The following is a 23,152-nucleotide window of genomic DNA, read 5'->3' as shown; positions in this document are numbered from 1 at the left end:
AGTTTGCTATGAGCAACAAAGGGCAACTGTTACAAGACCCGTTTCTGAACGCACTGCGCAAAGAGCACGTGCCGGTCTCGATCTATTTGGTGAACGGCATCAAGCTTCAAGGGAACATCGAATCGTTCGACCAGTACGTCGTGTTGCTCCGGAATACCGTTACTCAGATGGTGTACAAGCACGCCATCTCGACAGTAGTGCCCGCTCGTCCGGTCAACTTCCACCCGGACGCCGAAACGACCTGAACCCATGGAAGCGGCCGGCATGACGTCGGGGCAACCGGCGCCATGCCGGCCGCTTCATTTTGACGCACATCGATTTGATCAACGCAGCGCTCGTCGGCATCGACTTCGGAAAAATCGACTTCGAAGCCAGTCTCGAAGAACTCAGCCTGCTCGCGCACAGCGCGGGCGCTCATCCCGCCGTTACGCTCACCGGTCGCCGCTCGAGCCCGGATGCCGCATTGTTCGTCGGCAGCGGCAAGGCGGAGGAATTGCGCCTCGCCTGCGAAGCGAACGACGTGGAAATCGTCATCTTCAATCACGCGCTCGCACCTGCCCAGCAGCGCAATCTGGAGCGGACGCTTAACCGGCGCGTCGTCGATCGCACGAGCCTGATCCTCGACATCTTCGCGCAGCGCGCCCGTTCGCACGAGGGCAAGCTGCAGGTCGAACTCGCCCAACTGCAGTACATGGCCACGCGGCTCGTGCGTGCGTGGACTCACCTCGAACGGCAAAAGGGCGGGATTGGCTTGCGCGGCCCCGGCGAGACGCAGCTCGAAACCGACCGCCGGCTCATCGGCGAGCGCATCAAGATGCTGAAAGGGCGGCTCGAAAAGCTGCAGCGGCAGCACGGCACGCAGCGGCGGCAGCGGCAACGCAATCGGACGATGTCGGTATCGCTGGTCGGCTACACGAACGCGGGGAAGTCGACGTTGTTCAACGCGCTCACGAAGGCGCAGGCCTACGCCGCCGATCAGCTCTTTGCCACGCTCGACACGACGTCGCGGCGTGTCTTCCTCGGCGACGACGTCGGGCAGGTCGTCATTTCCGATACGGTCGGATTCATTCGCGAGCTGCCGCACCAACTCGTTGCCGCATTTCGTGCGACGCTCGAGGAGACGATCCATGCGGACTTGCTGTTGCACGTCGTCGACGCATCGAGCGCCGTGCGGCTCGATCAGATCGATCAAGTGAACGAAGTGCTGCATGAAATCGGCGCCGATGCGGTGCGCCAGGTGCTCGTCTTCAACAAGATCGACGCGGTGCCTGAGCTGGCGGCGCGCAAGGAGGCGGTTGAGCGGGATGAGTATGGTAATATCTCGCGCGTCTTTTTGAGCGCGCGCACGGGGCAGGGACTCGATTCGTTGCGCGCAGCCATCGCCGAGATCGCCACCTCCGAACATCTTTCAGACACCGGGCGGGCGCTGCCGGAGGGTCAGCCGGCGGGTCGCGCGCACGAGGACGTCGACGCAACGTGGATCGACGGAACGAGGGCGGCGCCGCGTTCCGATTCAGGGCGGGACACGCCCATCGAACCTCAGTCCCGAAGAGGGACGTCATACGGGGCAAATTGAAGGCTCTACTCCCAACTCGAGCGAACGAACAAGGTGAACGAACATAACGAGCGGAGCTTCTGGATGCGTGCTTGCGCGTTGCTTTCCATCAGCGATCCTCGCTGGGGGCGTAGCGACGGCAATGGCAACACGCAGCGCCCGAACGAACCGAACCGCCCGAAGGGCAACGGCGACGGCCCGCCCGATCTCGACGAGATGTGGCGTGATTTCAACCGGCGGCTCTCGCGGCTCTTCGGCCGGCGCCAGGGGCCGGGCCCCGGCGATCGGCGGCCCGACAATGGCCGCGCGGCTCGTGTCGGCGTCGGCATTCTCGTCGGCGTGCTGATTGCGATCTATGTCGGCAGCGGCGTGTTCGTCGTACAAGAAGGGCAGACGGGGGTCGTGCTGCAGTTCGGCAAATATCGCCGCACGGTCGGGCCCGGCATTCATCTGCGTTCGCCCTATCCGTTCGAAACGGATGAGATCGTGAACGTGGCCGAGATTCGGTCGATCGAGGTCGGGCGCAACAATACCGTCAACGACGGCAGCGTCAGCGACGCATCGGTGCTGACGCACGACGGCGAAATCGTCGACGTTCGATTCGCGGTCCGGTATCAGGTGAAGTCGCCGGCCGATTATCTCTTTCGTGCGGCCGATCCGGATCGCAGCGTCACCGAAGCGGCGCAGGCCGCGGTTCGCGAGCTCGCGGGCGCGCGCGCCAGCAACGAATTGCTCGGCAAAGACCACGACGCCTTAGGGCAGTCGCTCGCCGATTCGATTCAGCATTCGCTCGATCGCTATGGCGCTGGGCTGACAGTCGTCGGCGTGACCGTCGAGAGTATCGAGCCGCCGCAGCAAGTGCAGGCCGCCTACGCCGACGCCGCGCGCGCGAACGACGATCGCGAGCGTGCGAAGCGCGAGGCGCAGGCTTATGCGAGCGAGCTGTTGCCGCGCGCGCAGGGCGACGCGTCACGCGTGATCGACGACGCCAAGGCGTATGCCGATCGCGTCGTCGAGCAGGCCGAGGGCGACGCCGAGCGCTTCAACGAGGTCTACGCGCAATACGCCAAGGCGCCGGCCGTCGTGCGCGAGCGTATGTATCTCGATACGATGCGTGAAATCTACTCGAACGCGACCAAGGTATTCATCGCCGGCAAGCCGGGCACGAGCGTCGTGAACGTTCCGCTCGACAAGCTGCTGGAGGCGAATCGCCGGCCCGCCGCCGAAGCCGCCGCATCGTCGGCCGCGCCCGCTTCCGCGCCGCAGGCGAGTGCGTCCTCGGCGCCGTCCGCTGCGAGCCAGGCGGTGCCCGCGAGCGACGCGCTGCGCTCGCGCGACACGTTGCGCAGCCGTGCGCGCGAAGACGAACTACAACAATAGGAGCGCAAAAGATGAATCGTATAGTTGCGCTCGTCGTGCTGGTCGTCATCCTGCTCTTCGCGGGTTCGTCGACGCTCGTCGTCGTCGATCAGCGTCACGTGGCTATCGTTTATTCGCATAGCGACGCGAATCCCGTCGTCCTCGGTCCCGGGCTGCATTTCAAGTTGCCGACACCTTTGCAGGCGGCCATGCGTATCGACACGCGTATTCAGACGCTCGAAGCGGCCAGCGCCGAGCGTTGCCAAACGTCGGACAAGATCGATCTGCTCGTGAGTCCGCTCGTCAAATACCGAATCGTCGATCCGCTGAAGCTGTTCGATACGACCGATGGGGATCCACAAAGCCTGGCCGACAGACTCGCCTCGCTCACGCGGGAGGCGCTTGCCGGTGCGTTCGAAAAGCGCACGCTGACCGATGCGCTCGCGCATCAGTCCGGGATTGCGAGCACCGCACGTCAGACGATGACGGCGCAGGCGGAAACGCTCGGCATCGAGATAGTCGATGTCCAGTTGGCGCGCGTCGATTTTCCGGCGAGCGCGGCCGATGCCGTCTATAAGCGCATGACCGCGGCGCAGCAACAACTTGCAAGCGACGCGCGCGCGCAGGGCGCGGCGCAGGCCGAGAAGATCAAGGCCGACGCCGACCGCCAACGCCAGGCGATCGCCGCCGACGCGTATGCGAAGGCACAGGCGATCAAGGGGCACGGTGACGCAAAGGCGGCGGAGATCGCCGCCGACGCTTTCGGACGCGATCCCGGTTTTTATCAGTTCTACCAAAGCTTGCAAGCCTATCGCGCCATCTTCAAGCCGAACGACGTGATCGTCGTCGATCCGGACAGCGAGTTCTTCCGCTTCATGCGCGGCCCGGAAGGCGCCGCGGCACCTGCGTCGGGCCCAGCCGCGGCTGCCCGCAAGCGGTGAGGCATAGGCGGAATTCGCTCAATATCAACGATAGACAGAAGAGGAGACGCCGCGACCACCCGGTAGCGGCTGCTGCGAATGGACATGGCCGGCTCGTTACTGCTCGCGATAGCGCTGATGCTCATCATCGAGGGAATGTTCCCGTTCGTATTCCCCACGGCGTGGCGCGAGACGTTTCGTAGAATAGCGACGCGGCCCGCGCATCATATCCGCATCGGCGGACTCATCGTCATGGCGCTCGGCCTGCTGCTGCTTCTCGCCGCGACGTAGCAGGCAAATCATGACGCACGCGGCGCGGGGCGCGAAGCCCCAAGCGCGAAACTTGGTTGCGGCGGCGCGAGGCTTGCGCCGCCTCATGATCTGATTGATCTCGTAGGACCTATCGATGTCGACCTGGCTGCTTCCCGAGAATATCGCCGACGTATTGCCGTCCGAGGCGCGCAAGATCGAGGAGCTGCGTCGCGCGCTGCTCGATCGCTTTCGCGCATACGGCTACGAAATGGTGATGCCGCCGCTGCTCGAATATCTCGAGTCGCTTCTGACGAGCGGCGGCAGCGATCTGAATTTGCGCACGTTCAAGCTCGTCGATCAGCTTTCGGGCCGCACGCTCGGCCTGCGCGCCGACACGACGCCGCAGGTCGCGCGCATCGACGCGCATCTGCTCAATCGTCAAGGCGTGACGCGACTTTGCTACGCGGGAAGCGTGCTGCACACGCGCCCACGCGGGCTCTACGCGACGCGCGAGCAGGTTCAGGTCGGCGCCGAAATCTACGGCCATGCGGGGCTCGAAGCGGACGCCGAGATTCAGCAGCTCGCGCTCGATGCATTGCGTCTCGCCGGCTTGCAGTCCGTGCGGCTCGACTTGTGCCATGCGGGCGTTCTCCAGGCGCTTTTCGCGCGCGACCCCGCCGCGGCCGCCCTCGGCGAGTCCCTTTACGAGGTGCTTGCTGGCAAGGATGTGGCGCGGCTCGCGGAGTTGACGCGCGGCCTGGCCGACCCCGTCGCCGACGCGCTGCGCGCGCTGCCCGCACTCTACGGCGACGCGTCGGTGCTCGACGAGGCACGCCGGCGCCTGCCGCAATGGCCTGAAATCACGCGCGCCCTCGACGACCTCGCTTTTCTGGCGGCGCAAGTGGAGGCGGCCGACGTGACTGTCGATCTTGCCGATCTGCGCGGTTATGCCTACCACAGCGGCGTCATGTTTTCTGCCTATGTGGGCGGCGTACCGAACGCCGTTGCACGCGGCGGGCGCTACGACCACGTCGGGCAAGCGTATGGCCGCGCCCGTCCCGCGACGGGATTCTCGCTCGACTTGCGCGAAGTGGCGCGCATTTCGCCGGTGGAGGCGCGCAGCAGTGCGATTCTCGCGCCCTGGAAGCACGACGAGAGGCTGCGCGCGAGCGTGGCGGCGTTGCGCGACGCGGGGGAGGTCGTGATCCAGGCCTTGCCCGGGCACGAGCACGATCTCGACGAATTCGCCTGCGACCGGGTGCTCGTCGAGCGCGACGGCGCCTGGATCGTCGAGGCCAGGCGAGCGGGCCTGGCACCAGCCGACACGAGCGCGTAGCGGGTCGCGCGCCGCACAAAAGGTCCCATGCCGTTGAAGCTAAAGGGAAATTCGGGAAAAACCTCGGAAGCTTCGACGAACATGGGTAGAATACGTTTTTAACCAGCTAACGAAACAACATGTCTGCCAGTGCAGTGAACGCGGCTCCGGGACGCAACGTCGTCGTCGTCGGGACTCAATGGGGTGATGAAGGCAAGGGCAAGGTCGTAGACTGGCTGACGGACCACGCGCAAGGCGTCGTGCGTTTCCAGGGCGGTCACAACGCCGGGCATACGCTCATCATCGGCGGCAAGAAGACCATCTTGCGGCTTATCCCGTCTGGCATCATGCGCGCGGACGTGGCGTGCTACATCGGCAACGGCGTCGTGCTGTCGCCCGAGGCACTGTTCAAGGAAATCGAAGAGCTCGAAACGGCGGGCCTCGACGTGCGCCGCCGCCTCTTCATTTCCGAAGCCGCCACGCTGATCCTTCCTTATCATGTCGCGATCGATCAGGCGCGCGAGGCGCGTCGGGGCTCGGGAAAGATCGGCACGACGGGGCGCGGCATCGGCCCGGCATACGAGGACAAGATCGGCCGGCGCGCGTTGCGGGTGCAGGACCTCTTCGCCCCCGATGCGTTCGCCGAGCGTCTGCGCGAGAACCTCGATTTCCACAACTTCGTGCTGACCCAGTATCTCGGAGCGGCGGCCGTCGATTTCCAACAGACGCTCGACACGATGCTCAGCTACGCCGAGCGTCTCGCGCCGATGGTGACCGACGTGTCGCGCCGTTTATACGACGAGAACGCGGCAGGCCGCAATCTGCTTTTCGAGGGTGCTCAGGGCACGTTGCTCGATATCGATCACGGCACTTACCCGTTCGTCACGTCGAGCAACTGCGTGGCGGGCGCCGCGACGGCGGGGGCGGGCGTCGGTCCGCAAAAGCTCCATTACATCCTCGGCATCACGAAGGCTTATTGCACGCGTGTGGGTGCCGGCCCGTTCCCGAGCGAACTCTATGACGCGGACAATCCGCAACGACAGGAAGCGATCGGTGTCACGCTCGCGAACGTCGGCAAGGAATTCGGCTCCGTGACTGGCCGCCCGCGCCGCACGGGCTGGCTCGATGCGGCCGCGCTGCGTCGCTCGATCCAGATCAACGGCGTATCGGGGCTCTGCATCACGAAGCTCGACGTGCTCGACGGTCTCGAGGAAGTGAAGCTTTGTGTCGGCTACAAGCTCGACGGCAAGGATGCCGATCTGTTGCCGCGCGGCGCATCGGAAGTGGCGCGCTGTGAGCCCGTCTATGAAACGTTCGGCGGCTGGAACGAGAGCACGATCGGCATCACGGAATGGAGCCGGCTGCCCGCGAACGCGCAGGCATATCTGTCGCGCGTCCAGGAAGTGGCGGGCGTGCCGATCGACATGGTATCGACGGGCCCCGACCGCGACGAGACGATTCTCCTGCGTCATCCGTTCAAGGTCTGAAGCCCGCCATGACGATGATTGCCATGACGGATCCACGCAACGACGAAAAGAATGTTTGGGTCAGCTGGGACGAATACCACCGGCTGATCGAACTGCTTGCGCTCGCCGTGCACGATTCGGGCTGGAAGTTCGACAAGATCCTTTGCCTCGCGCGCGGGGGCTTGCGTGTCGGCGACCAGCTTTCGCGGATCTACGATCTGCCGCTCGCGATCCTCGCGACGAGTTCTTATCGCGAAGCTGCCGGCACGTTGCAAGGCGAGCTCGACATCGCCCAGTACATCACGATGACGCGCGGCGAGCTATCGGGCAATGTGTTGCTCGTCGACGATCTCGTCGATTCGGGCGTCACGCTGGCGCGCGTCCAGCAGCACCTGAAGGAACGATATCCGGCCGTGGAGGCCGTACGCTCCGCCGTGCTTTGGTACAAGGGCTGCTCGAAGGTGAAGCCCGACTATTTCGTCCAGTTTTTGCCGACCAACCCGTGGATCCATCAGCCATTCGAAGAATGGGACACGGTGCGTCCGCACAATCTCGGAGCATGGATCAAGCGCGGCATTTCGCAAAGCGCGGGCTGAAGGCACGCAAGTTGCGTATGCAGCCGGCCACGGCCGAGCCTTATCCAAGCGGAGTCGTCGTACTCCGCTTTTTTCATGTGCGCTGACGCGAAGCGCGGCTAGAATAGCGCTCGCTCCCGGCTCATCGGCCGCCATTTGCTCCTGTTTATGACAGAAATCGGTTACGAGAACCACCGCAAGCACTCTCTGCCTGCCCTCGCGCTGTCCGCGATAGGCGTCGTTTTCGGCGACATCGGCACCAGTCCTCTTTACTCGTTGAAACAGGCGTTCAGCGAGTCGCACGGGATTCCGCTCACGGAAAGCTCGATTCTGGGCGTGATTTCGCTGCTGTTCTGGGCGATCGTGATCGTCGTTTCGATCAAGTACGTTCTGTTCGTGATGCGGGCCGACAACAACGGCGAGGGCGGCGTGCTGGCACTGATGGCGTTGTCGCTGAGGCCGTTTCCGACGAGAGGCAATCTTTCCGCCGTCCTGATGATGCTCGGCATTTTTGGCGCTTGCATGTTTTATGGCGACGCCGTCATCACGCCGGCCATTTCCGTGATTTCGGCCGTGGAAGGACTCGAGATAGCGACGCCGCATCTCTCGCACCTCGTCGTGCCGATCACGATGGTCATTCTCGTTGCGTTGTTCTGGATCCAGCGCCACGGCACATCGATTGTCGGCAAGCTGTTCGGCCCGATCATGATCGTCTGGTTTGCAACCCTCGCCGTGCTCGGCGTCGTCCATATCGTGCGCGAGCCAGGCGTGATCGCCGCGCTGAATCCTTATTACGCGGCTTCGTTCATGTCTCGGCATTTGCTGCAGGCTTATGTCGTGCTCGGGTCGGTCTTTCTCGTGCTGACCGGCGCGGAGGCACTCTACGCGGACATGGGCCATTTCGGCGCGAAGCCGATTCGCGTCGCATGGTATTGCCTCGTTATGCCCTCGCTCGTCCTCAACTACTTCGGGCAGGGGGCATTGCTCATGCACGACCCGAAGGCGCTCGCGAATCCCTTTTTCCTGTTGGCCCCCGATTGGGCCGTATTGCCGCTCGTCGTGCTCTCGACAGTCGCGACCGTGATCGCGTCGCAAGCCGTCATTTCGGGCGCTTACTCGCTGACGAGCCAGGCTATCCAGCTGGGCTACGTGCCGCGCATGAAGATCCTTCACACGTCGGATCTGGCGATCGGGCAGATCTATGTTCCCGTCGTGAACTGGATGCTGCTCCTCGTCATATTGCTGATCGTCATCGGCTTCAAGAGCTCGGACAACCTGGCTGCCGCCTATGGCATCGCTGTGACGACGACGATGGTGATCACGACGGTCTTGGCCTGCGTCGTCATGGTCAAGGTCTGGAAGTGGAACAAGCTGCTCGTGGCGCTGATCATCGCGGGATTCATGATCGTCGATGTCGCGTTCTTCGGTGCCAATCTTTTGAAGGTCGCCGAAGGCGGCTGGCTGCCGCTCGGCATCGGGGCGTTACTGTTCTTCCTGTTGATGACGTGGCACAAGGGCCGTTTGCTCGTGAAGGAGCGCACGGCCGCCGACGGTATTCCGCTCGCGCCGTTCCTGCAGGGATTGCTCGCGCACCCGCCGCATCGGGTGTCCGGGACTGCGATCTATCTGACTGGCAGCGACGAGCTCGTGCCCGTGAGCCTTCTGCACAACCTCAAGCACAACAAGGTGTTGCACGAACGCACGCTGTTCATGACGTTCGTGACGCGCGACATCCCGTACGTGAGAGATGAAGAGCGCGTAACGATGAAGGATCTGAGCGGCGGGCTATACGTCGTCAAGTCGGCCTATGGTTTCAATGAGACACCGGACGTCAAGGCTGTTCTCGCGGAAATCAGCCGCAGCTTCGGCATGACATTCGAGCTGATGGATACATCGTTTTTTCTCGCTCGCGAAACGGTCGTGCCGACGCAATTGCCCGGTATGTCGGTGCTGCGCGAGCGAGTGTTTGCCTGGATGCATCAGAACGCCGCCAAGCCGACCGACTTCTTCCGTATTCCGGCGAATCGCGTCGTCGAGCTCGGTACGAAGATCGAGATCTGACCGGTCGGTCGTTGCAGCGCGGCGCCGCCTCGCCGCCTCATTTTGGCAGCCGAGACCTGGTGGTAACAAAAAAGCCCGTGTACCAGACACGGGCTCCCTGCAAGCCATCGAAGCCGGCTCAGGGCGCCGGCTTGACCAGGAACACCTTGCTCAACGTTGCTTGAGCTTGGCGAACGCCGCAGCCATCGCGCTCGCAGGTTCCGCCTCACGCTGACGTTGACCCCGCATGCCGCCGCCAGTGCGGCCGGCCCCGCGATCGCCGGCTTCCCCACCGCCGCTACGCGCGGTGGGCGCGGCGTCATCGGAGAGCCGCATCGTCAGTGCGATGCGCTGGCGCTTCACATCGACTTCGAGCACCTTCACCTTCACGACCAGGCCCGCTTTGACGACTTCGTGCGGATCCTTGACGAATTTTGTCGACATCGCCGACACGTGCACGAGGCCGTCCTGATGAACGCCAATATCGACGAACGCGCCGAATGCCGCGACGTTTGTCACGACGCCTTCGAGCACCATGCCGGGCGCCAGATCGGAAATCTTTTCGACGCCTTCGCGGAAGGTCGCCGTCTTGAATTCGGGGCGCGGATCGCGGCCCGGCTTTTCGAGCTCGGAGAGGATATCGCGCACGGTCGGCAAGCCGAAGCGCTCGTCGACGAACTCGGAAGGCGAGAGGCCGGCGAGCGCTTCGCGACTGCCGAGCACTTCGCCGACGCGCTTGCGAATCTTCGCGAGCATGCGCTCGACGACGGGATACGCTTCGGGGTGAACCGACGAACGGTCTAGCGGGTTTTCACCGCCGTTGATGCGCAGGAAGCCCGCTGCCTGCTCGAACGTCTTGTCGCCGAGGCGCGGCACTTTGCGCAGGTGTTCGCGTGACGGGAAAGGGCCATTCGCATCGCGGTAATCGACGATGTTGCGGGCGAGCGTGCCGTTCAATCCCGACACGCGGGCGAGCAGGGCGACCGATGCGGTGTTGGCATCGACGCCGACCGCATTCACGCAATCCTCGACGACGGCGTCGAGCGTCCGAGCGAGCTCGCGCTGGTTGACATCGTGCTGATATTGGCCGACGCCGATCGCTTTCGGCTCGATCTTGACGAGCTCCGCGAGCGGATCCTGCAGCCGGCGCGCGATCGAGACGGCGCCGCGCAACGACACGTCGAGATCGGGAAACTCTTTGGCCGCGAGCTCCGAAGCCGAGTAGACGGATGCACCGGCCTCCGAGACGACGATCTTCTGGAGCTTGAGCTCGGGATGACGCGCGATGAGCTCGGCGGCGAGCTTGTCCGTTTCGCGCGAGGCCGTCCCGTTGCCGATGCTGATGAGTTCCGCCTGCGTCTGACTCGCGAGACGGGCGAGCCTCGCAATCGACCCGTCCCAGTCGCGGCGCGGCTCGTGCGGATAGATGGTATCGGTGGCCAGCAGCTTGCCGGTGCGATCGACGACGGCGACCTTCACACCTGTACGCAACCCGGGATCCAGACCGATCACGGCCTTCGGGCCGGCCGGCGCGGCGAGCAGCAAGTCCTTCAGGTTGCGGGCGAAAACGCGGATCGCCTCGTGCTCGGCGCTCTCGCGCAGCTGCGTCAGCAGCTCGTTCTCGAGATGCGGCTGCACTTTGACGCGCCAGCACCAGCGGCAGACGTCGCCGAGCCACTTGTCGGCGGGACGGTTCTGGTTCGAAATCCCGACGTGGCGCGCGATCATCGCTTCGCACGGATGCGGCACCTCTACGTCGAGCTCGGCGCCAAGTCCGAGCTTGATCGTCAGCACGCCCGCGTTGCGGCCTCGAAAGAGCGCGAGCGCACGGTGCGAAGGAACCGTCTTGAGCGTTTCCGTGTAGTCGTAGTAGTCGCGGAATTTCTCGCCTTCTTCGTTCTCCTTGCCTTCCACGACGGTAGAGGAGACGATGCCGCGCTCGGACAGGTACTCGCGCAGTTTGCCAAGCAGTTCGGCCGTCTCCCCGAATTGCTCCGAGAGAATGTCGCGCGCGCCATCGAGCGCGGCTTTGACGTCGGCCACGCCTTTTTCGGCGTCGACGTACCGTGCGGCCTCGGTTTGCGGATCGAGCCGAGGGTCGGCAAGGAGCGCCTGCGCAAGGGGCTCGAGGCCCGCCTCGCGAGCGATCTGCGCACGCGTGCGGCGCTTAGGCTTATACGGGAGGTAGAGGTCTTCGAGGACCTGCTTGCTATCGGCGGCGTCGATGGCGGCGCGCAGTTCGTCGGTGAGCTTGCCTTGCTCTTCGATGCTGGCAAGAATCGTGGCCCGCCGCTCTTCCATTTCGCGCAGGTAGAGCAGTCGTTCTTCGAGCTGACGCAATTGCGTGTCGTCGAGATTGCCGGTGACTTCCTTGCGGTATCGCGCGATGAACGGAACGGTCGCGCCTTCGTCGAGAAGTTGCACAGCCGCTGCGACCTGGCGCGGCTCCACGGTCAATTCGGCGGCGATGCGCCGTACGATCTTCAGTGCTACGGTGTCCGTCATAGAGAAAGAGGGCATCTCACTGCGAGGCTTCGCACCTGGACCCAAGCCGCGGGGCGACTCGGACGCGCGGCGCGGGCCGGGTTGCTGAAGCGGCGCATTTTGCCACAAATGGGCGGCCGGTCCAGGCCGGGTGTTAGAATTTCGGCCATGTTCCGATGCCCCCCGACGACGTTGCAAATCTCCCGTTTTCCCGCCTACTTGCGCGCCGCGATGCTCGGCGCCGCTTTCGTTGCCGCGCCGCTTGCGGCGTCTGCACAAACAGTGCCCGCGGCCGGCGGCGCGAACGGGCCGCACGATGCCTCGAAGCCTGCCGATGACGTGCGAGCGGCGAGTGCCGCCACGCCCGCGAGCGACTTCGATGCGCGCCAAAAAGTGCTCGATACTCATGGCGCGCAGAATCAGTACGAATACGGCGTCGCCGTTCACAACTGCTATGACCGGTTTTTCGTGAACGCTTGCATCGGCCGCGCTCGCGACAAGATGCGCGAAACGCAGGCGCGGATTCATGCCGAGCAGCTTCAGCTCGACGACGAGCGGCGCGCGGCGCACGCGCAGGCGCGCGACGAGCGCGAGGCGCTCAAGGCGGCAAGCGATGCGGCGGAGGCGTCGCAGCGTGCCGCGACCGATGCGCGCAATGCCGAGTCGTATGCCGAAAAGCAACGCCAGCACGAGCTCGACGTCGCCAGGCGCAATGCCGAAGCGCCGCAGCGCGCGGCCAATCAGGCGGCGTATGATCAGAAACAGTCCGATTATCAGCGCAAGCTCGAGCAGGCTCGGCAGCAGGCGGCGCAAGATGCGAAGGAGCGCGCCGAGCGGGCGCGGCGATTCGCCGAGAAGCAGGCCGACGCCGCTCAGCACAAGGCCGATGTCGAAGCTCGACAGAAGCAGGCGGAGCAGAAGGCGCAGGAAAAGCAGCAAGAGCAGTTGCAGCAGCAGGAGCAGCAGAAATCGTTGCGCAAGGAGCAGCAGGAGGCCGACTGACGCGACGATTTTCTGCTTCACGGCAACTTCAGGCGGGTGCTGCCGGGGGGCAGCGCGCAGCCTGTCGAACGAGGAGGCGACTATGCGCGACCATCAAGCGATCCATCCCGATGCTCTGCGCGACCGCATCGTGCAGTTGCAGTCGGAGCATAGCGAACTCGATCGCATGATCGACAAATTGTCGGACTCGTCGGAAATCAGTGACTTCGAGCTGAGACGCTTGAAAAAGCGCAAGCTCAAGGTCAAGGACAACATCACGTTGCTGCAATTGCAGCTCGAACCGGACAAGCACGCGTGACCAGGCCCTGAGCCGGTACAGCGGCTCGGCGCCGGTCTTTGCTTAGGAGCCGCTTGCCTTGGATTCACCGCGGGACGATTCTCCCAACGAACCGCGCGGGATGACGCGAGAGACGCGTTCGCCCGCCGCGCTGAGTGCGAAACGGAGCGCGGAGCTCGACGCGATTTTCGCGGCCGATGGGCTGCTTGCGCGCGCGATCGACGGTTATCGGCCGCGCGCTTCGCAAATCGAAATGGCGCGTGCGGTGGCCGCGACGATGGATGCGTCGGGCCGCGCGCTGCCGGAGCCGGCGATGTTCGAGGCGCAGCGGCGCCCCGCGCGGCGACTCCGGACGAACGGCGACGCCGCCGCCGGCTCCGAAGCGGACCGCGATGGCCACGAGCGCGCTGAGGAAAGCGACAGCAGCGCTGGCGAGAACACGCTGATCGTCGAGGCGGGGACGGGAACCGGGAAGACATTTGCCTACCTCGTGCCGGCCATGCTCTGGGGAGGCAAGGTCATCGTTTCCACGGGCACCAAGCACTTGCAGGATCAGCTGTTCCAGCGCGACATTCCGACCGTCCGCGATGCATTGGCGGTGCCGGTCAGCGTGGCGATGTTGAAAGGCCGCGCCAATTATCTCTGTCACTATTACCTGCAGCGGACGGCCGATAGCGGCCGTTTGCCGTCGCGGCAGGACACGGTTCATCTGCAGGAGATCGTTCGCTTCGCGAAGATCACGCGCACGGGCGACAAGGCGGAGCTGGCGAGCGTGCCCGAGACCTCGCCGGTATGGCCGATGGTGACGTCAACGCGCGACAACTGCCTCGGTCAGGAGTGCCCGAACCACAAGGACTGCTTCGTCATGCTGGCGCGCCGCGAGGCGCAGCAAGCCGATATCGTCGTGGTCAACCATCACCTTTTCTTCGCCGACATCATGTTGCGCGATACAGGGATGGCCGAGCTGCTGCCGACGGCGAACACGATCATCTTCGACGAAGCGCACCAGCTCCCGGAGACGGCCACGCTGTTCTTCGGTGAGACCCTCTCCACGTCGCAATTGCTCGAGCTCGCGCGCGACACGGTTGCCGAAGGACTCGTGCATGCGCGCGACGCGGCCGAATGGGTCAAGCTCGGCGCCGCGCTCGAGCGCGCGGCGCGCGAGGTGCGGCTGGCATTCAAGGAGGATTCGCTGCGGCTGTCGGCGGCGCAATTGCCGGACGATCATGAGGTTTTCAGCGCGCTCGATGCGCTCGAGGCCGCGCTCGACGCGCTGGCGAGCGCGCTAGCGAGCCAGGCCGAACGCGCCGAGTCGCTCGGCGCCTGCTTGCGGCGAGCGCGAGAGCTGCAAAGTCAGCTCGCGCGCTGGACAGCGCTGCCCTTGCCATCGGGGCCCGGGAAGGTTCAGACCGTCGTGCAAGGGGTGGCCGCCGCTGGCTCGGCAACGGTCGGCCAGGTCGGGGAGCTTGCCGATCGGGAGGCGCGAGCCAACCCGGACGAATCGATCCGCTGGATCGAGGTGTTCGCGCACACCGTGCAGCTGCACGAAACACCACTATCGGTCGCGCCGATTTTCGCGAAACAGCGGGCCGGCGTGCCGCGCGCGTGGATCTTCACCTCGGCGACGCTGTCGGTGCGCGGCGACTTCACGCATTACGCCGCTCAGATGGGGCTCGACGCGCGCCGCTCTATGACGCTGCCGAGCCCCTTCGATTACGGTACGCAAGGTTTGCTCTACGTGCCGCGCAATCTGCCGCAGCCGTCTTCGCCGGCATTCACCGATGCCGTCTTCGAGGCGGCGCTGCCCGCGATCGAAGCGGCCGGAGGGGGGGTGTTCGTCTTGTGTACGACGTTGCGCGCGGTCGATCGCATCGCGGCAAAGCTTCGCGACGTCATCGAGGCGCGTGGATGGGATAAGCCGCTGCTCACGCAAGGCGACGCGAGCCGCACGGAGCTGCTCGACCGGTTTCGCGCATACGGCAACGCGATCCTCGTCGGGAGTCAGAGCTTCTGGGAAGGCGTCGATGTACGCGGCGACGCGCTGTCACTCGTCGTCATCGACAAGCTGCCGTTCGCGCCGCCCGACGATCCGGTGCTCGCCGCGCGCCTCGACGTGCTGGCGAAAAAAGGCTTGAGCCCATTCGCCGTGCATCAGGTCCCGCAAGCGGTCATCACGCTGAAGCAGGGGGCCGGGCGACTCATTCGGGCGGAGACGGATCGCGGGGTGCTGATGATCTGCGATACGCGTCTCGTCGATAAGCCTTACGGCCGGCGGATCTGGCAAAGCCTGCCGCCGTTCAAGCGTACGCGCGAGATCGAGGTCGTGCGCGAGTTTTTCGAGGCCTCTTGGAACGAGGCCTCAAAGAACGAGGCCTTTTAGAAGATCCACCACGACTTCTTCTTCGCGCCTGTTCGCGGATGGCCCGTCACATAAGGGCTGTCCGGGAACGTGGCAGCGAGAACACGACGCGTATCGTTGGCGAGTTGCGGCTCGTCGAGCTTCGTGTACGAGAGAATCATCAGATGGAGCGCATCTTCGATCGCCGGCGCGTTCTTGTATTCCTTGATCGCGAGCTGTGCGCGGTTGATCGATGCGACATAGGCGCCGCGGCGATAGTAGTAGTCGGCCGCGTGCACTTCATACGACGCCAACGCATTCACGATGTAGCGCATGCGCGCGGCCGCATCGGGCGCGTATTTGCTGTCGGGGTACTTATCGACCACGACCTTGAACGCGTCATACGACTCGCGCAGCGCCTTCGGATCGCGCTCGCTCATGTCCTGACCCGAGAAGCGCCCGAACAGCCCGAGGTCGTCGTTGAAGTGAATCATCCCTTTGAGGTAGTACGCATAGGCGATATCAGGATGATCGGGGTGCAGCTTGATGAAACGGTCGATGGCCTGATTGGCGGCGTCCGTCTCGCCATCCTTCCAGTTGCAGTACGCAACATTGATCTGGGCTTGCTGGGCGAAATGACCGAAGGGATCGCGCCCTTGCAGCGATTCGAAGTACTTGGCGCATTTGCCCCAGTCGCCACCCGAGAGCGCGTCCTGAGCCTCCGAGTATAATTTCTGGTTCGACCAGACCGCTGTCTCGTCGGTCTTTTGCGGCAGGCCATGGCAGCCGGTTACGACGAGCGCGGCGGCAACGAGCCCGAGGCTCGCCGCGGGCCGGATCGCGCGCTTCGCTGCACGGACGAGTACCGGGGCGGCCGCGCGAAAGGCCGATCGCGTCATGATGTTCGAGGCTTGCCGCATTTCCCCATGCTTCCTAGCTATCAGTCTCACTCAGTGACCCAGTTTCAATGACCCGCAAAAGTTCCTCAGGCGCCGGAATCGGCTCCAAAGATCGAAGCGCCGATTATAGCCGAAGCGTTGCGGGCGCCGACGAGCCGAAAAAGGCCCAGTCAGGCGAGGCGCCGGCCTCTTCATCAGCCGTCTCGCCGTTCGTTCCGCAAGGCGGCGACGCTCTTGCGCGAATCGCGTCGGTGCCCGACGCGCTCGCGGGGGAGAGGCTAGACAAGGTTCTCGCAAAAGTATTCCCCGAGTTTTCCCGAAGCCGCCTGCAAAGTTGGGTCGAGGCGGGGCGCGTGCGCGTGAACGGCCAGCCGGCCAAAGTGCGCCAGCCCGTGCCGCTCGAGGCGCGCATCGAACTCGTTCCCGACCTGCTGCCCGAAGAGCTGGCCTTTACCCCGGAGCCGGTCGAGCTCGAGATCGTCTACGAGGACGAGGCGCTCGTGGTGCTGAACAAGCCGGCCGGGCTCGTCGTGCATCCGGCCGCCGGCAATTGGAGCGGCACGATTCTGAACGGCCTGCTGCACCGCTATGGCGAGGCGGCCGCCGGCCTGCCGCGCGCGGGTATCGTGCATCGGCTCGACAAGGACACGTCGGGCCTCATGGTCGTCGCCCGCACACTCGAGGCGCAAACGGATCTCGTGCGGCAGTTGCAGGCGCGCACGGTGAAGCGCCGCTATTTCGCGCTCGTCTGGGGTGAGATGCCCGACGAGGGGACCGTCGATGCGCCGATCGGCCGCGATCCCCGCGAGCGCACGCGCATGGCCGTCGTCACGGGCGCGGCCGGCAAGCCCGCGCGCACGCATTTCCGGACGATCGACCGAATCGTCTGGCAGCGACAACCCGTATCGGCGATTCATTGCGATCTGGAGACCGGGCGCACGCATCAGATTCGCGTTCATTGCGCGCACATGGGGCATCCGCTGCTCGCGGATCCGGTCTACGGCGGCATGCGCGGCCGCCGCTCGAGCGTTCCGTTGCCGGGCGGCTTCGCGCGACAGGCGCTGCATGCGTGGCGTCTGGGCCTCGTGCATCCGCAGACGCGGCGCACGATGCATTGGGTCGCCGAATTGCCCGAGGACATGACCGGGCTCGCCGCGGCGTTGGGCTTCGGCGAAGACGGTGAGAGCGACGAAGGCGACGAAGGCGAGTTCGAGTTCATCGAAGACGAGGCATACGACGATGGAGTGATCGATGCCGGTGACGAAGATATCGAGTGAGACCGCGACATGAATTTCCCCCCGCTGACCATTCATGACTGCCTGCAACCGGGATGGCGCGTGTCGTCCCGAGTGCGGGCGTTCGTCACTACGCGCTCGGGCGGTGTGAGCCTGCCGCCGTACGGGCGGATCGTCGATGGCGCGCAAGCGCCTGGCGGCTTGAACCTCGGGCTGCGCACGGACGACGATCCTTCTCATGTCGAGGAGAACCGTGCTCGTCTTCGCGCGCTGGTGGGCGTGCAGCCTGCATGGCTCCATCAAGTTCATGGCGACACCGTCGTGCGCGCCGACGCAGTGCTCGAGGCGGGCGGGTCGCCGCATGCCGACGCGAGCGTGACCGATAGGCCCGGGGCCGCCTGCGTGGTCATGGTGGCCGACTGTATGCCGGTCCTGCTTGCCGACGAGGCAGGGCGAGCCGTGGGCGCCGCGCATGCGGGCTGGCGTGGGCTCGTGGCCGGCATCGTCGAAAAAACGGCGCGGCAAGTGGCGGCACTCGCGGGCGCGCGGACGCAAACGCTGCATGCGTATCTGGGGCCCGCGATCGGTCCGCGCGCTTTCGAAGTCGGCGACGACGTTCGCGACGCATTCATGGCCGCAGCCGAGGGCGCCGAGCGCGTACCGACCTCGGACGCGTTCGCGCCGCGCGGGCAAACGCAAGGCAAGTATTTGGCCGATCTCTATGCGCTCGCCCGGTTACGCCTGGCGCGGCATGGCATCGTGCAGGTGACGGGCGGCGACGCATGCACGGTCACGCAAGACGATCGCTTCTACTCGTATCGACGCGATCGCGTGACAGGGCGAATGGCCGCGCTGATCTGGCTCGATCAATGAGGGCGGGAACGGGGTGCGAGGCGATGCGCCGCACAAGAAACGAGCGAACTGCGTGCCGCAATGAGTGTCGAAAAGTGATGCACGGCTCGGTCAGACGGAACGGTATGCACTGACAATACGGTTGCTGGCGTGCCGATAGTCCGTACGATCGACATCGGGAAAACGATAATAAAAAAGCTATCGCAGTGCGGCAAAATCGGTCTCAAGCATTGACACGACTTACGGCGGGGAGCAAGAATGACCCTCGCAATGGGTGAGCGCATCGAAGTCCCGAGGGTTCGCCCGGATGCGCTGCAACCCGCCTATCAATCAGTCTTCCGAGGCTTACCGGTCACGAGCGGGTATGACAGCTTCAAAACATTCTTCGAGTTCCTCTCACGCTGATACTCCTTCGAGCCACGGGCAGCAGGCCGCGGCGGGCGGCGCCGATCCGCAGCAAATGTTCGATGCATGGATGAACGCATGGCGTGCGTTTGCAAATGAGATGTCGCGGCCCGCGGCCGCGCCGTCGGGCGGGGGCGCGTCCGCGTCGGCGTCGAACGGAGCGGCCGCGCCGTTCGCGTTCCCGTTTACCATGCCGCCGATGCCACAGATGCCGCAGATGCCGTCGTTGTCCGCCCTGTACGGCATGGCCGGCGCGCCCAACGCCAATCAGACGGCGCCCGGATTTCCGGGCATCCCCCTGGCGGTGCCGGCCGAGCGGCTACAGCAATTGCAGGCGGACTACACGCGGGAATTCATCGAGCTGATGAAGCAGGCGAGCGCCGGCGGTGCGGCGCCTCCCGAACTGCCGGACCGGCGTTTTTCGTCTGAAGCTTGGAAAGCCTCGCCGGCCTTTGCCTACATGGCCGCGTGGTACCTGCTCAACGCGAGGTACCTGCAGGAACTTGCCGACGCAGTCGACACCGATCCGAAGACGCGCGAGCGGATTCGCTTCTCGGTCCAGCAATGGACAGCGGCCGCCTCGCCGAGCAACTTTCTCGCGCTCAATCCCGAAGCGCAGAAGGCGCTCGTCGAGAGCCACGGCGAGAGCTTGCGCCAGGGCGTTATGAACCTGCTCTCCGATCTGCGGCGCGGGAAAATCTCGCAAAGCGACGAGTCGCGCTTCGTGGTCGGCAAGAACATCGCCTCGACGGAAGGCGCCGTCGTCTTCGAGAATGATCTAATCCAGCTGATCCAGTACAAGCCGCGCACCGAAAGCGTCTTCGAGCGGCCGCTCCTGATCGTGCCGCCTTGCATCAACAAGTACTACATTCTCGATCTGCAACCCGAAAGTTCGCTCGTCGCCCATGCGCTCGAATCGGGCCATCAGGTGTACATGATCTCCTGGCGCAATCCCGATGCGTCGCTCGCGGGCAAGACGTGGGACGACTACATGACGGAAGGCGTGCTTGCCGCCATCGACGTGGTCAAGAGCGTGAGCGAGCGCGAGCAGATCAATACGTTCGGGTTCTGCATCGGCGGGACGATGCTCGCGTCGGCGCTCGCGATCCTCGCGGCGCACGGTGAGCATCCGGCCGCCTCCATGACGCTCGTCACGGCGATGCTCGATTTCTCCGATACCGGCGTGCTCGACGTCTTCGTCGACGAAGCGCATGTGAGCATGCGCGAACAGACGATCGGCGGCTGCAACGGCGCGGCGCCGGGTCTCATGCGCGGCCTCGAGTTCGCGAACGCGTTCTCGTTTTTGCGGCCGAACGATCTGGTCTGGAACTACGTCGTCGACAATTATCTGAAGGGCCGCACGCCAGTGCCGTTCGATCTGCTCTATTGGAACAGCGATTCGACGAATCTGCCAGGGCCGATGTTCGTCTGGTATCTGCGCAACACGTATCTCGAGAACCGGGTGCGAGAGCCCGGCGCGCTGACCGTGTGCGGCGAGCCGCTAGACCTGTCGCGCATCGACGTGCCGACGTTCATCTACGGCTCGCGCGAGGACCATATCGTGCCGTGGCGGACGGCCTACGCGTCGGCGCCGCTGTTGACCGGGCCGCAGCGGTTCGTGCTCGGCGCCTCGGGCCATATCGCCGGTGTCATCAATCCGCCGGCGAAGGGCAAGCGCAGCTACTGGGTCTATGAAGGAAGCGAGAAGACGCTGCCCGAGGACCCGGACGAGTGGTTCGACGCGGCCGTCGAAAAACCCGGCAGCTGGTGGCCCGATTGGATCACGTGGCTCGACCAGTATGGCGGCCGCAAGGTCAAGTCCCGCGCGCAACTCGGCTCAGCCGAGTATCCGGTCATCGAGCCGGCGCCGGGGCGCTATGTGCAAGAGCGCGATTGAGCGAAGGCAAGCCGTTCGTTCCATCGGCCGCGACACTCGATCGGATCGAGCGCTGACGCGCGAAGTCCGGATCGGCTGCTTCACGGGACCGCGGTCACGCGCACCCGCGCGAACCGCGGTCGGAATTGATTTTCAACTGTACGAGGCGCGGCCCACAAGGCCGCCTCGCTCGGAGGAGTTCCAAAATGACAGACGTAGTGATCGTTTCCGCTGCTCGTACCGCCGTCGGCAAATTCGGCGGCTCGCTTGCCAAGATTCCAGCGCCGGAGCTCGGGGCGACGGTGATCCGCGCGGTCCTCGAGCGCGCGGGCGTGAAGCCCGAGCAGGTCAGTGAAGTCATCATGGGCCAGGTGCTGACCGGCGGCTCCGGGCAAAACCCGGCACGGCAAGCGCTGATCAAGGCGGGCCTGCCGAGCGCCATTCCCGGCATGACGATCAACAAGGTCTGCGGCTCGGGCCTGAAGGCGGTCATGCTCGCGGCGAACGCCGTCATTGCCGGCGATGCGGACATCGTTGTCGCGGGCGGCCAGGAAAACATGAGCGCCGCGCCTCACATCCTGCTCGGCTCGCGCGACGGCTTCCGCATGGGTGACGCGAAGCTCATCGATTCGATGATCGTCGACGGCCTCTGGGACGTCTACAACCAGTACCACATGGGCGTGACGGCCGAAAACGTCGCCAAGGAATACGGCGTGACGCGCGAAGAGCAGGATCAGTTTGCCGCGCTCTCGCAGAACAAGGCCGAGGCCGCGCAGAAGTCGGGGCGCTTCGACGACGAGATCGTGCCCGTCGAAGTGCCGCAGAGGAAGGGCGAGCCGCTGCGCTTTGCCACCGACGAGTTCGTGCGTCATGGCGTCACCGCCGAATCGTTGGGCGGGCTCAAGCCTGCTTTTGCGAAGGAAGGCTCGGTGACGGCCGGCAATGCGTCGGGCATCAATGACGGCGCGGCGGCCGTGCTCGTCATGTCGGCTAAGAAGGCCGACGCGCTCGGCCTGAAGCCGCTCGCGCGCATCAAGGCCTACGGGAATGCGGGCGTCGATCCGAAGGTGATGGGCATGGGGCCCGTGCCGGCGTCGCGCCGCTGCCTCGAGCGCGCGGGATGGTCTGTCGGCGATCTCGATCTGATGGAGATCAACGAGGCGTTCGCGGCGCAGGCGCTGGCGGTCCACAAGCAAATGGGCTGGGATACGTCGAAGATCAACGTGAACGGCGGTGCAATTGCGATCGGTCACCCGATCGGCGCGTCGGGTTGCCGTATTCTTGTCACGCTGCTGCACGAGATGCAAAAGCGCGACGCGAAGCGCGGCTTGGCTTCGCTTTGCATCGGCGGAGGGATGGGCGTGGCGCTGGCCGTCGAGCGGGTGTGACGGCGCGCATGTCGCAGGAAGAGCCGCTTGGTCGGGGCGGTTGATAACGAGGGGCGGGGGCGTAACGCGCCCCGCCCAAAAAGAGAAATGGAGCGTGATTCATGAGTCAGCGCATTGCGTACGTAACGGGCGGGATGGGCGGTATCGGCACCGCCATCTGCCAGCGCCTTCACAAGCAGGGCTATCGGGTAGTCGCGGGCTGCGGGCCGAACTCGCCGCGCCGCGCGACGTGGCTCGAGCAGCAAAAGGCGCTCGGCTACGATTTCGTGGCGTCGGAAGGCAACGTCGGCGATTGGGAGTCGACGAAGGCCGCGTTCGACAAGGTGAAGGCCGAAGTCGGCGAGATCGATGTGCTCGTCAACAACGCGGGCATTACGCGCGACGTCGTGTTTCGCAAGATGACGCATGAGGACTGGACGGCCGTCATCGACACCAATCTGACGAGCCTTTTCAACGTGACCAAGCAGGTCATCGACGGGATGGTCGAGCGTGGATGGGGGCGCATCGTCAACATCTCGTCGGTCAACGGTCAGAAAGGGCAGTTCGGGCAGACGAACTATTCGACCGCCAAGGCGGGCATTCACGGCTTCACGATGGCGCTGGCGCAAGAAGTCGCGACGAAGGGCGTGACGGTCAACACGGTATCGCCGGGCTACATTGGGACGGATATGGTCAAGTCGATCCGCGCCGATGTGCTCGAGAAGATCATTGCGACGATTCCGGTGCGCCGGCTCGGCTCGCCGGACGAGATCGCTTCGATCGTGGCGTGGCTGGCGTCGGAGGAGTCGGGGTTTTCGACGGGCGCCGATTTTTCGTTGAACGGCGGTTTGCATATGGGCTGATGCGCGTCGGCCGGCTGCGGATTCCGCTGTGTCGCGGCCGGCACAGTCGCGTTTCGGGGTTTCGGTTTCGGG

At 64.6% G+C, this 23,152-nt stretch carries 19 protein-coding genes; 17 read left to right on the top strand and 2 right to left on the bottom strand.

From position 1 onward, the window contains the following. Positions 1 to 8 precede the first annotated feature (8 nt). The 9 genes from hfq to AB4Y31_RS14775 all read left to right on the top strand — a co-directional run bounded on the left by hfq (position 9) and on the right by AB4Y31_RS14775 (position 9,503). Positions 9 to 245, top strand: coding sequence for an RNA chaperone Hfq (hfq, locus tag AB4Y31_RS14815; protein WP_020566297.1), 237 nt, complete (start codon positions 9 to 11; stop codon positions 243 to 245). Positions 246 to 319: 74 nt separating this feature from the next. Beyond that, on the top strand, positions 320 to 1,576 hold the full coding sequence (gene hflX, locus AB4Y31_RS14810; protein WP_368675294.1) for a GTPase HflX: 1,257 nt from the start codon (positions 320 to 322) through the stop codon (positions 1,574 to 1,576). Between the two features lie 33 nt (positions 1,577 to 1,609). Next, positions 1,610 to 2,935: an FtsH protease activity modulator HflK gene (gene hflK / locus AB4Y31_RS14805; protein WP_368674570.1), complete on the top strand. Its 1,326-nt coding sequence runs from the start codon at positions 1,610 to 1,612 to the stop codon at positions 2,933 to 2,935. Positions 2,936 to 2,946: 11 nt separating this feature from the next. Then, the gene (gene hflC, locus AB4Y31_RS14800) at positions 2,947 to 3,855 is read left to right on the top strand and encodes a protease modulator HflC (protein WP_368674569.1); all 909 of its coding nucleotides are present in this window, start codon (positions 2,947 to 2,949) and stop codon (positions 3,853 to 3,855) included. A 78-nt stretch (positions 3,856 to 3,933) separates the two neighbouring features. Beyond that, a complete protein-coding gene (locus AB4Y31_RS14795; protein WP_018441640.1) occupies positions 3,934 to 4,125 on the top strand; it encodes a DUF2065 domain-containing protein in 192 nt (63 codons plus the stop codon). Between the two features lie 115 nt (positions 4,126 to 4,240). Next, entirely contained in the window at positions 4,241 to 5,422 is a 1,182-nt protein-coding gene (locus AB4Y31_RS14790) for an ATP phosphoribosyltransferase regulatory subunit (protein WP_368674568.1), read from the top strand. A 119-nt stretch (positions 5,423 to 5,541) separates the two neighbouring features. Continuing rightward, complete coding sequence (locus tag AB4Y31_RS14785; RefSeq protein ID WP_368674567.1) at positions 5,542 to 6,888, top strand: adenylosuccinate synthase; 1,347 nt, start codon at positions 5,542 to 5,544, stop codon at positions 6,886 to 6,888. A 14-nt stretch (positions 6,889 to 6,902) separates the two neighbouring features. Continuing rightward, positions 6,903 to 7,463, top strand: coding sequence for a phosphoribosyltransferase (locus AB4Y31_RS14780; protein ID WP_368675293.1), 561 nt, complete (start codon positions 6,903 to 6,905; stop codon positions 7,461 to 7,463). 147 nt (positions 7,464 to 7,610) lie between these two features. Beyond that, on the top strand, positions 7,611 to 9,503 hold the full coding sequence (locus AB4Y31_RS14775; RefSeq protein WP_368674566.1) for a potassium transporter Kup: 1,893 nt from the start codon (positions 7,611 to 7,613) through the stop codon (positions 9,501 to 9,503). Between the two features lie 150 nt (positions 9,504 to 9,653). Here AB4Y31_RS14775 and AB4Y31_RS14770 read toward each other — a convergent pair whose 3' ends face one another. Continuing rightward, positions 9,654 to 11,987: a Tex family protein gene (locus tag AB4Y31_RS14770; RefSeq protein ID WP_368674565.1), complete on the bottom strand. Its 2,334-nt coding sequence runs from the start codon at positions 11,985 to 11,987 to the stop codon at positions 9,654 to 9,656. A gap of 147 nt (positions 11,988 to 12,134) precedes the next feature. Here AB4Y31_RS14770 and AB4Y31_RS14765 point away from each other — a divergent pair, with 147 nt between their 5' ends. From AB4Y31_RS14765 to AB4Y31_RS14755, 3 genes are all read left to right on the top strand, one after another. Then, entirely contained in the window at positions 12,135 to 12,968 is an 834-nt protein-coding gene (locus AB4Y31_RS14765; protein ID WP_368674564.1) for a colicin transporter, read from the top strand. A gap of 82 nt (positions 12,969 to 13,050) precedes the next feature. Then, entirely contained in the window at positions 13,051 to 13,266 is a 216-nt protein-coding gene (locus AB4Y31_RS14760) for a DUF465 domain-containing protein (protein ID WP_018441647.1), read from the top strand. Between the two features lie 100 nt (positions 13,267 to 13,366). Beyond that, complete coding sequence (locus tag AB4Y31_RS14755) at positions 13,367 to 15,625, top strand: ATP-dependent DNA helicase (protein ID WP_368674563.1); 2,259 nt, start codon at positions 13,367 to 13,369, stop codon at positions 15,623 to 15,625. Here the strand turns inward: AB4Y31_RS14755 and AB4Y31_RS14750 are convergent. Further along, positions 15,622 to 16,503: an outer membrane protein assembly factor BamD gene (locus tag AB4Y31_RS14750; RefSeq protein ID WP_018441649.1), complete on the bottom strand. Its 882-nt coding sequence runs from the start codon at positions 16,501 to 16,503 to the stop codon at positions 15,622 to 15,624. The genes AB4Y31_RS14755 and AB4Y31_RS14750 overlap by 4 nt on opposite strands. A 47-nt stretch (positions 16,504 to 16,550) precedes the next feature. Here AB4Y31_RS14750 and AB4Y31_RS14745 point away from each other — a divergent pair, with 47 nt between their 5' ends. The 5 genes from AB4Y31_RS14745 (at position 16,551) to AB4Y31_RS14725 (ending at position 23,080) form a co-directional block, all read left to right on the top strand. Continuing rightward, positions 16,551 to 17,759, top strand: coding sequence for an RluA family pseudouridine synthase (locus AB4Y31_RS14745; RefSeq protein WP_368674562.1), 1,209 nt, complete (start codon positions 16,551 to 16,553; stop codon positions 17,757 to 17,759). Between the two features lie 9 nt (positions 17,760 to 17,768). After that, positions 17,769 to 18,590, top strand: coding sequence for a peptidoglycan editing factor PgeF (pgeF, locus tag AB4Y31_RS14740; protein WP_368674561.1), 822 nt, complete (start codon positions 17,769 to 17,771; stop codon positions 18,588 to 18,590). Between the two features lie 343 nt (positions 18,591 to 18,933). Then, complete coding sequence (phaC, locus tag AB4Y31_RS14735) at positions 18,934 to 20,871, top strand: class I poly(R)-hydroxyalkanoic acid synthase (protein WP_368674560.1); 1,938 nt, start codon at positions 18,934 to 18,936, stop codon at positions 20,869 to 20,871. Positions 20,872 to 21,056: 185 nt separating this feature from the next. Then, the gene (locus AB4Y31_RS14730) at positions 21,057 to 22,238 is read left to right on the top strand and encodes an acetyl-CoA C-acetyltransferase (RefSeq protein WP_368674559.1); all 1,182 of its coding nucleotides are present in this window, start codon (positions 21,057 to 21,059) and stop codon (positions 22,236 to 22,238) included. 101 nt (positions 22,239 to 22,339) lie between these two features. After that, entirely contained in the window at positions 22,340 to 23,080 is a 741-nt protein-coding gene (locus AB4Y31_RS14725) for a 3-ketoacyl-ACP reductase (RefSeq protein ID WP_020566300.1), read from the top strand. Positions 23,081 to 23,152: the final 72 nt, after the last annotated feature.

This window comes from Trinickia sp. EG282A (genome assembly GCF_040965455.1).
Lineage (GTDB): Bacteria > Pseudomonadota > Gammaproteobacteria > Burkholderiales > Burkholderiaceae > Trinickia > Trinickia symbiotica.
Note: the sequence above shows the minus strand (reverse complement) of the source record. Positions and strands in the feature narration are given on the sequence as shown.

What these genes read in the sequence shown, in the direction of transcription:
- hfq (WP_020566297.1), top strand. Translation starts at nt 9, where the DNA reads ATGAGCAACAAAGGGCAACTGTTACAAGACCCGTTTCTGAACGCACTG.
- hflC (WP_368674569.1), top strand. Translation starts at nt 2,947, where the DNA reads ATGAATCGTATAGTTGCGCTCGTCGTGCTGGTCGTCATCCTGCTCTTC.
- AB4Y31_RS14795 (WP_018441640.1), top strand. Translation starts at nt 3,934, where the DNA reads ATGGACATGGCCGGCTCGTTACTGCTCGCGATAGCGCTGATGCTCATC.
- AB4Y31_RS14790 (WP_368674568.1), top strand. Translation starts at nt 4,241, where the DNA reads ATGTCGACCTGGCTGCTTCCCGAGAATATCGCCGACGTATTGCCGTCC.
- AB4Y31_RS14785 (WP_368674567.1), top strand. Translation starts at nt 5,542, where the DNA reads ATGTCTGCCAGTGCAGTGAACGCGGCTCCGGGACGCAACGTCGTCGTC.
- AB4Y31_RS14780 (WP_368675293.1), top strand. Translation starts at nt 6,903, where the DNA reads ATGATTGCCATGACGGATCCACGCAACGACGAAAAGAATGTTTGGGTC.
- AB4Y31_RS14775 (WP_368674566.1), top strand. Translation starts at nt 7,611, where the DNA reads ATGACAGAAATCGGTTACGAGAACCACCGCAAGCACTCTCTGCCTGCC.
- AB4Y31_RS14770 (WP_368674565.1), bottom strand. Translation starts at nt 11,987, where the DNA reads ATGACGGACACCGTAGCACTGAAGATCGTACGGCGCATCGCCGCCGAA.
- AB4Y31_RS14765 (WP_368674564.1), top strand. Translation starts at nt 12,135, where the DNA reads ATGTTCCGATGCCCCCCGACGACGTTGCAAATCTCCCGTTTTCCCGCC.
- AB4Y31_RS14760 (WP_018441647.1), top strand. Translation starts at nt 13,051, where the DNA reads ATGCGCGACCATCAAGCGATCCATCCCGATGCTCTGCGCGACCGCATC.
- AB4Y31_RS14755 (WP_368674563.1), top strand. Translation starts at nt 13,367, where the DNA reads ATGACGCGAGAGACGCGTTCGCCCGCCGCGCTGAGTGCGAAACGGAGC.
- AB4Y31_RS14750 (WP_018441649.1), bottom strand. Translation starts at nt 16,503, where the DNA reads ATGCGGCAAGCCTCGAACATCATGACGCGATCGGCCTTTCGCGCGGCC.
- AB4Y31_RS14745 (WP_368674562.1), top strand. Translation starts at nt 16,551, where the DNA reads ATGACCCGCAAAAGTTCCTCAGGCGCCGGAATCGGCTCCAAAGATCGA.
- pgeF (WP_368674561.1), top strand. Translation starts at nt 17,769, where the DNA reads ATGAATTTCCCCCCGCTGACCATTCATGACTGCCTGCAACCGGGATGG.
- phaC (WP_368674560.1), top strand. Translation starts at nt 18,934, where the DNA reads ATGACAGCTTCAAAACATTCTTCGAGTTCCTCTCACGCTGATACTCCT.
- AB4Y31_RS14730 (WP_368674559.1), top strand. Translation starts at nt 21,057, where the DNA reads ATGACAGACGTAGTGATCGTTTCCGCTGCTCGTACCGCCGTCGGCAAA.
- AB4Y31_RS14725 (WP_020566300.1), top strand. Translation starts at nt 22,340, where the DNA reads ATGAGTCAGCGCATTGCGTACGTAACGGGCGGGATGGGCGGTATCGGC.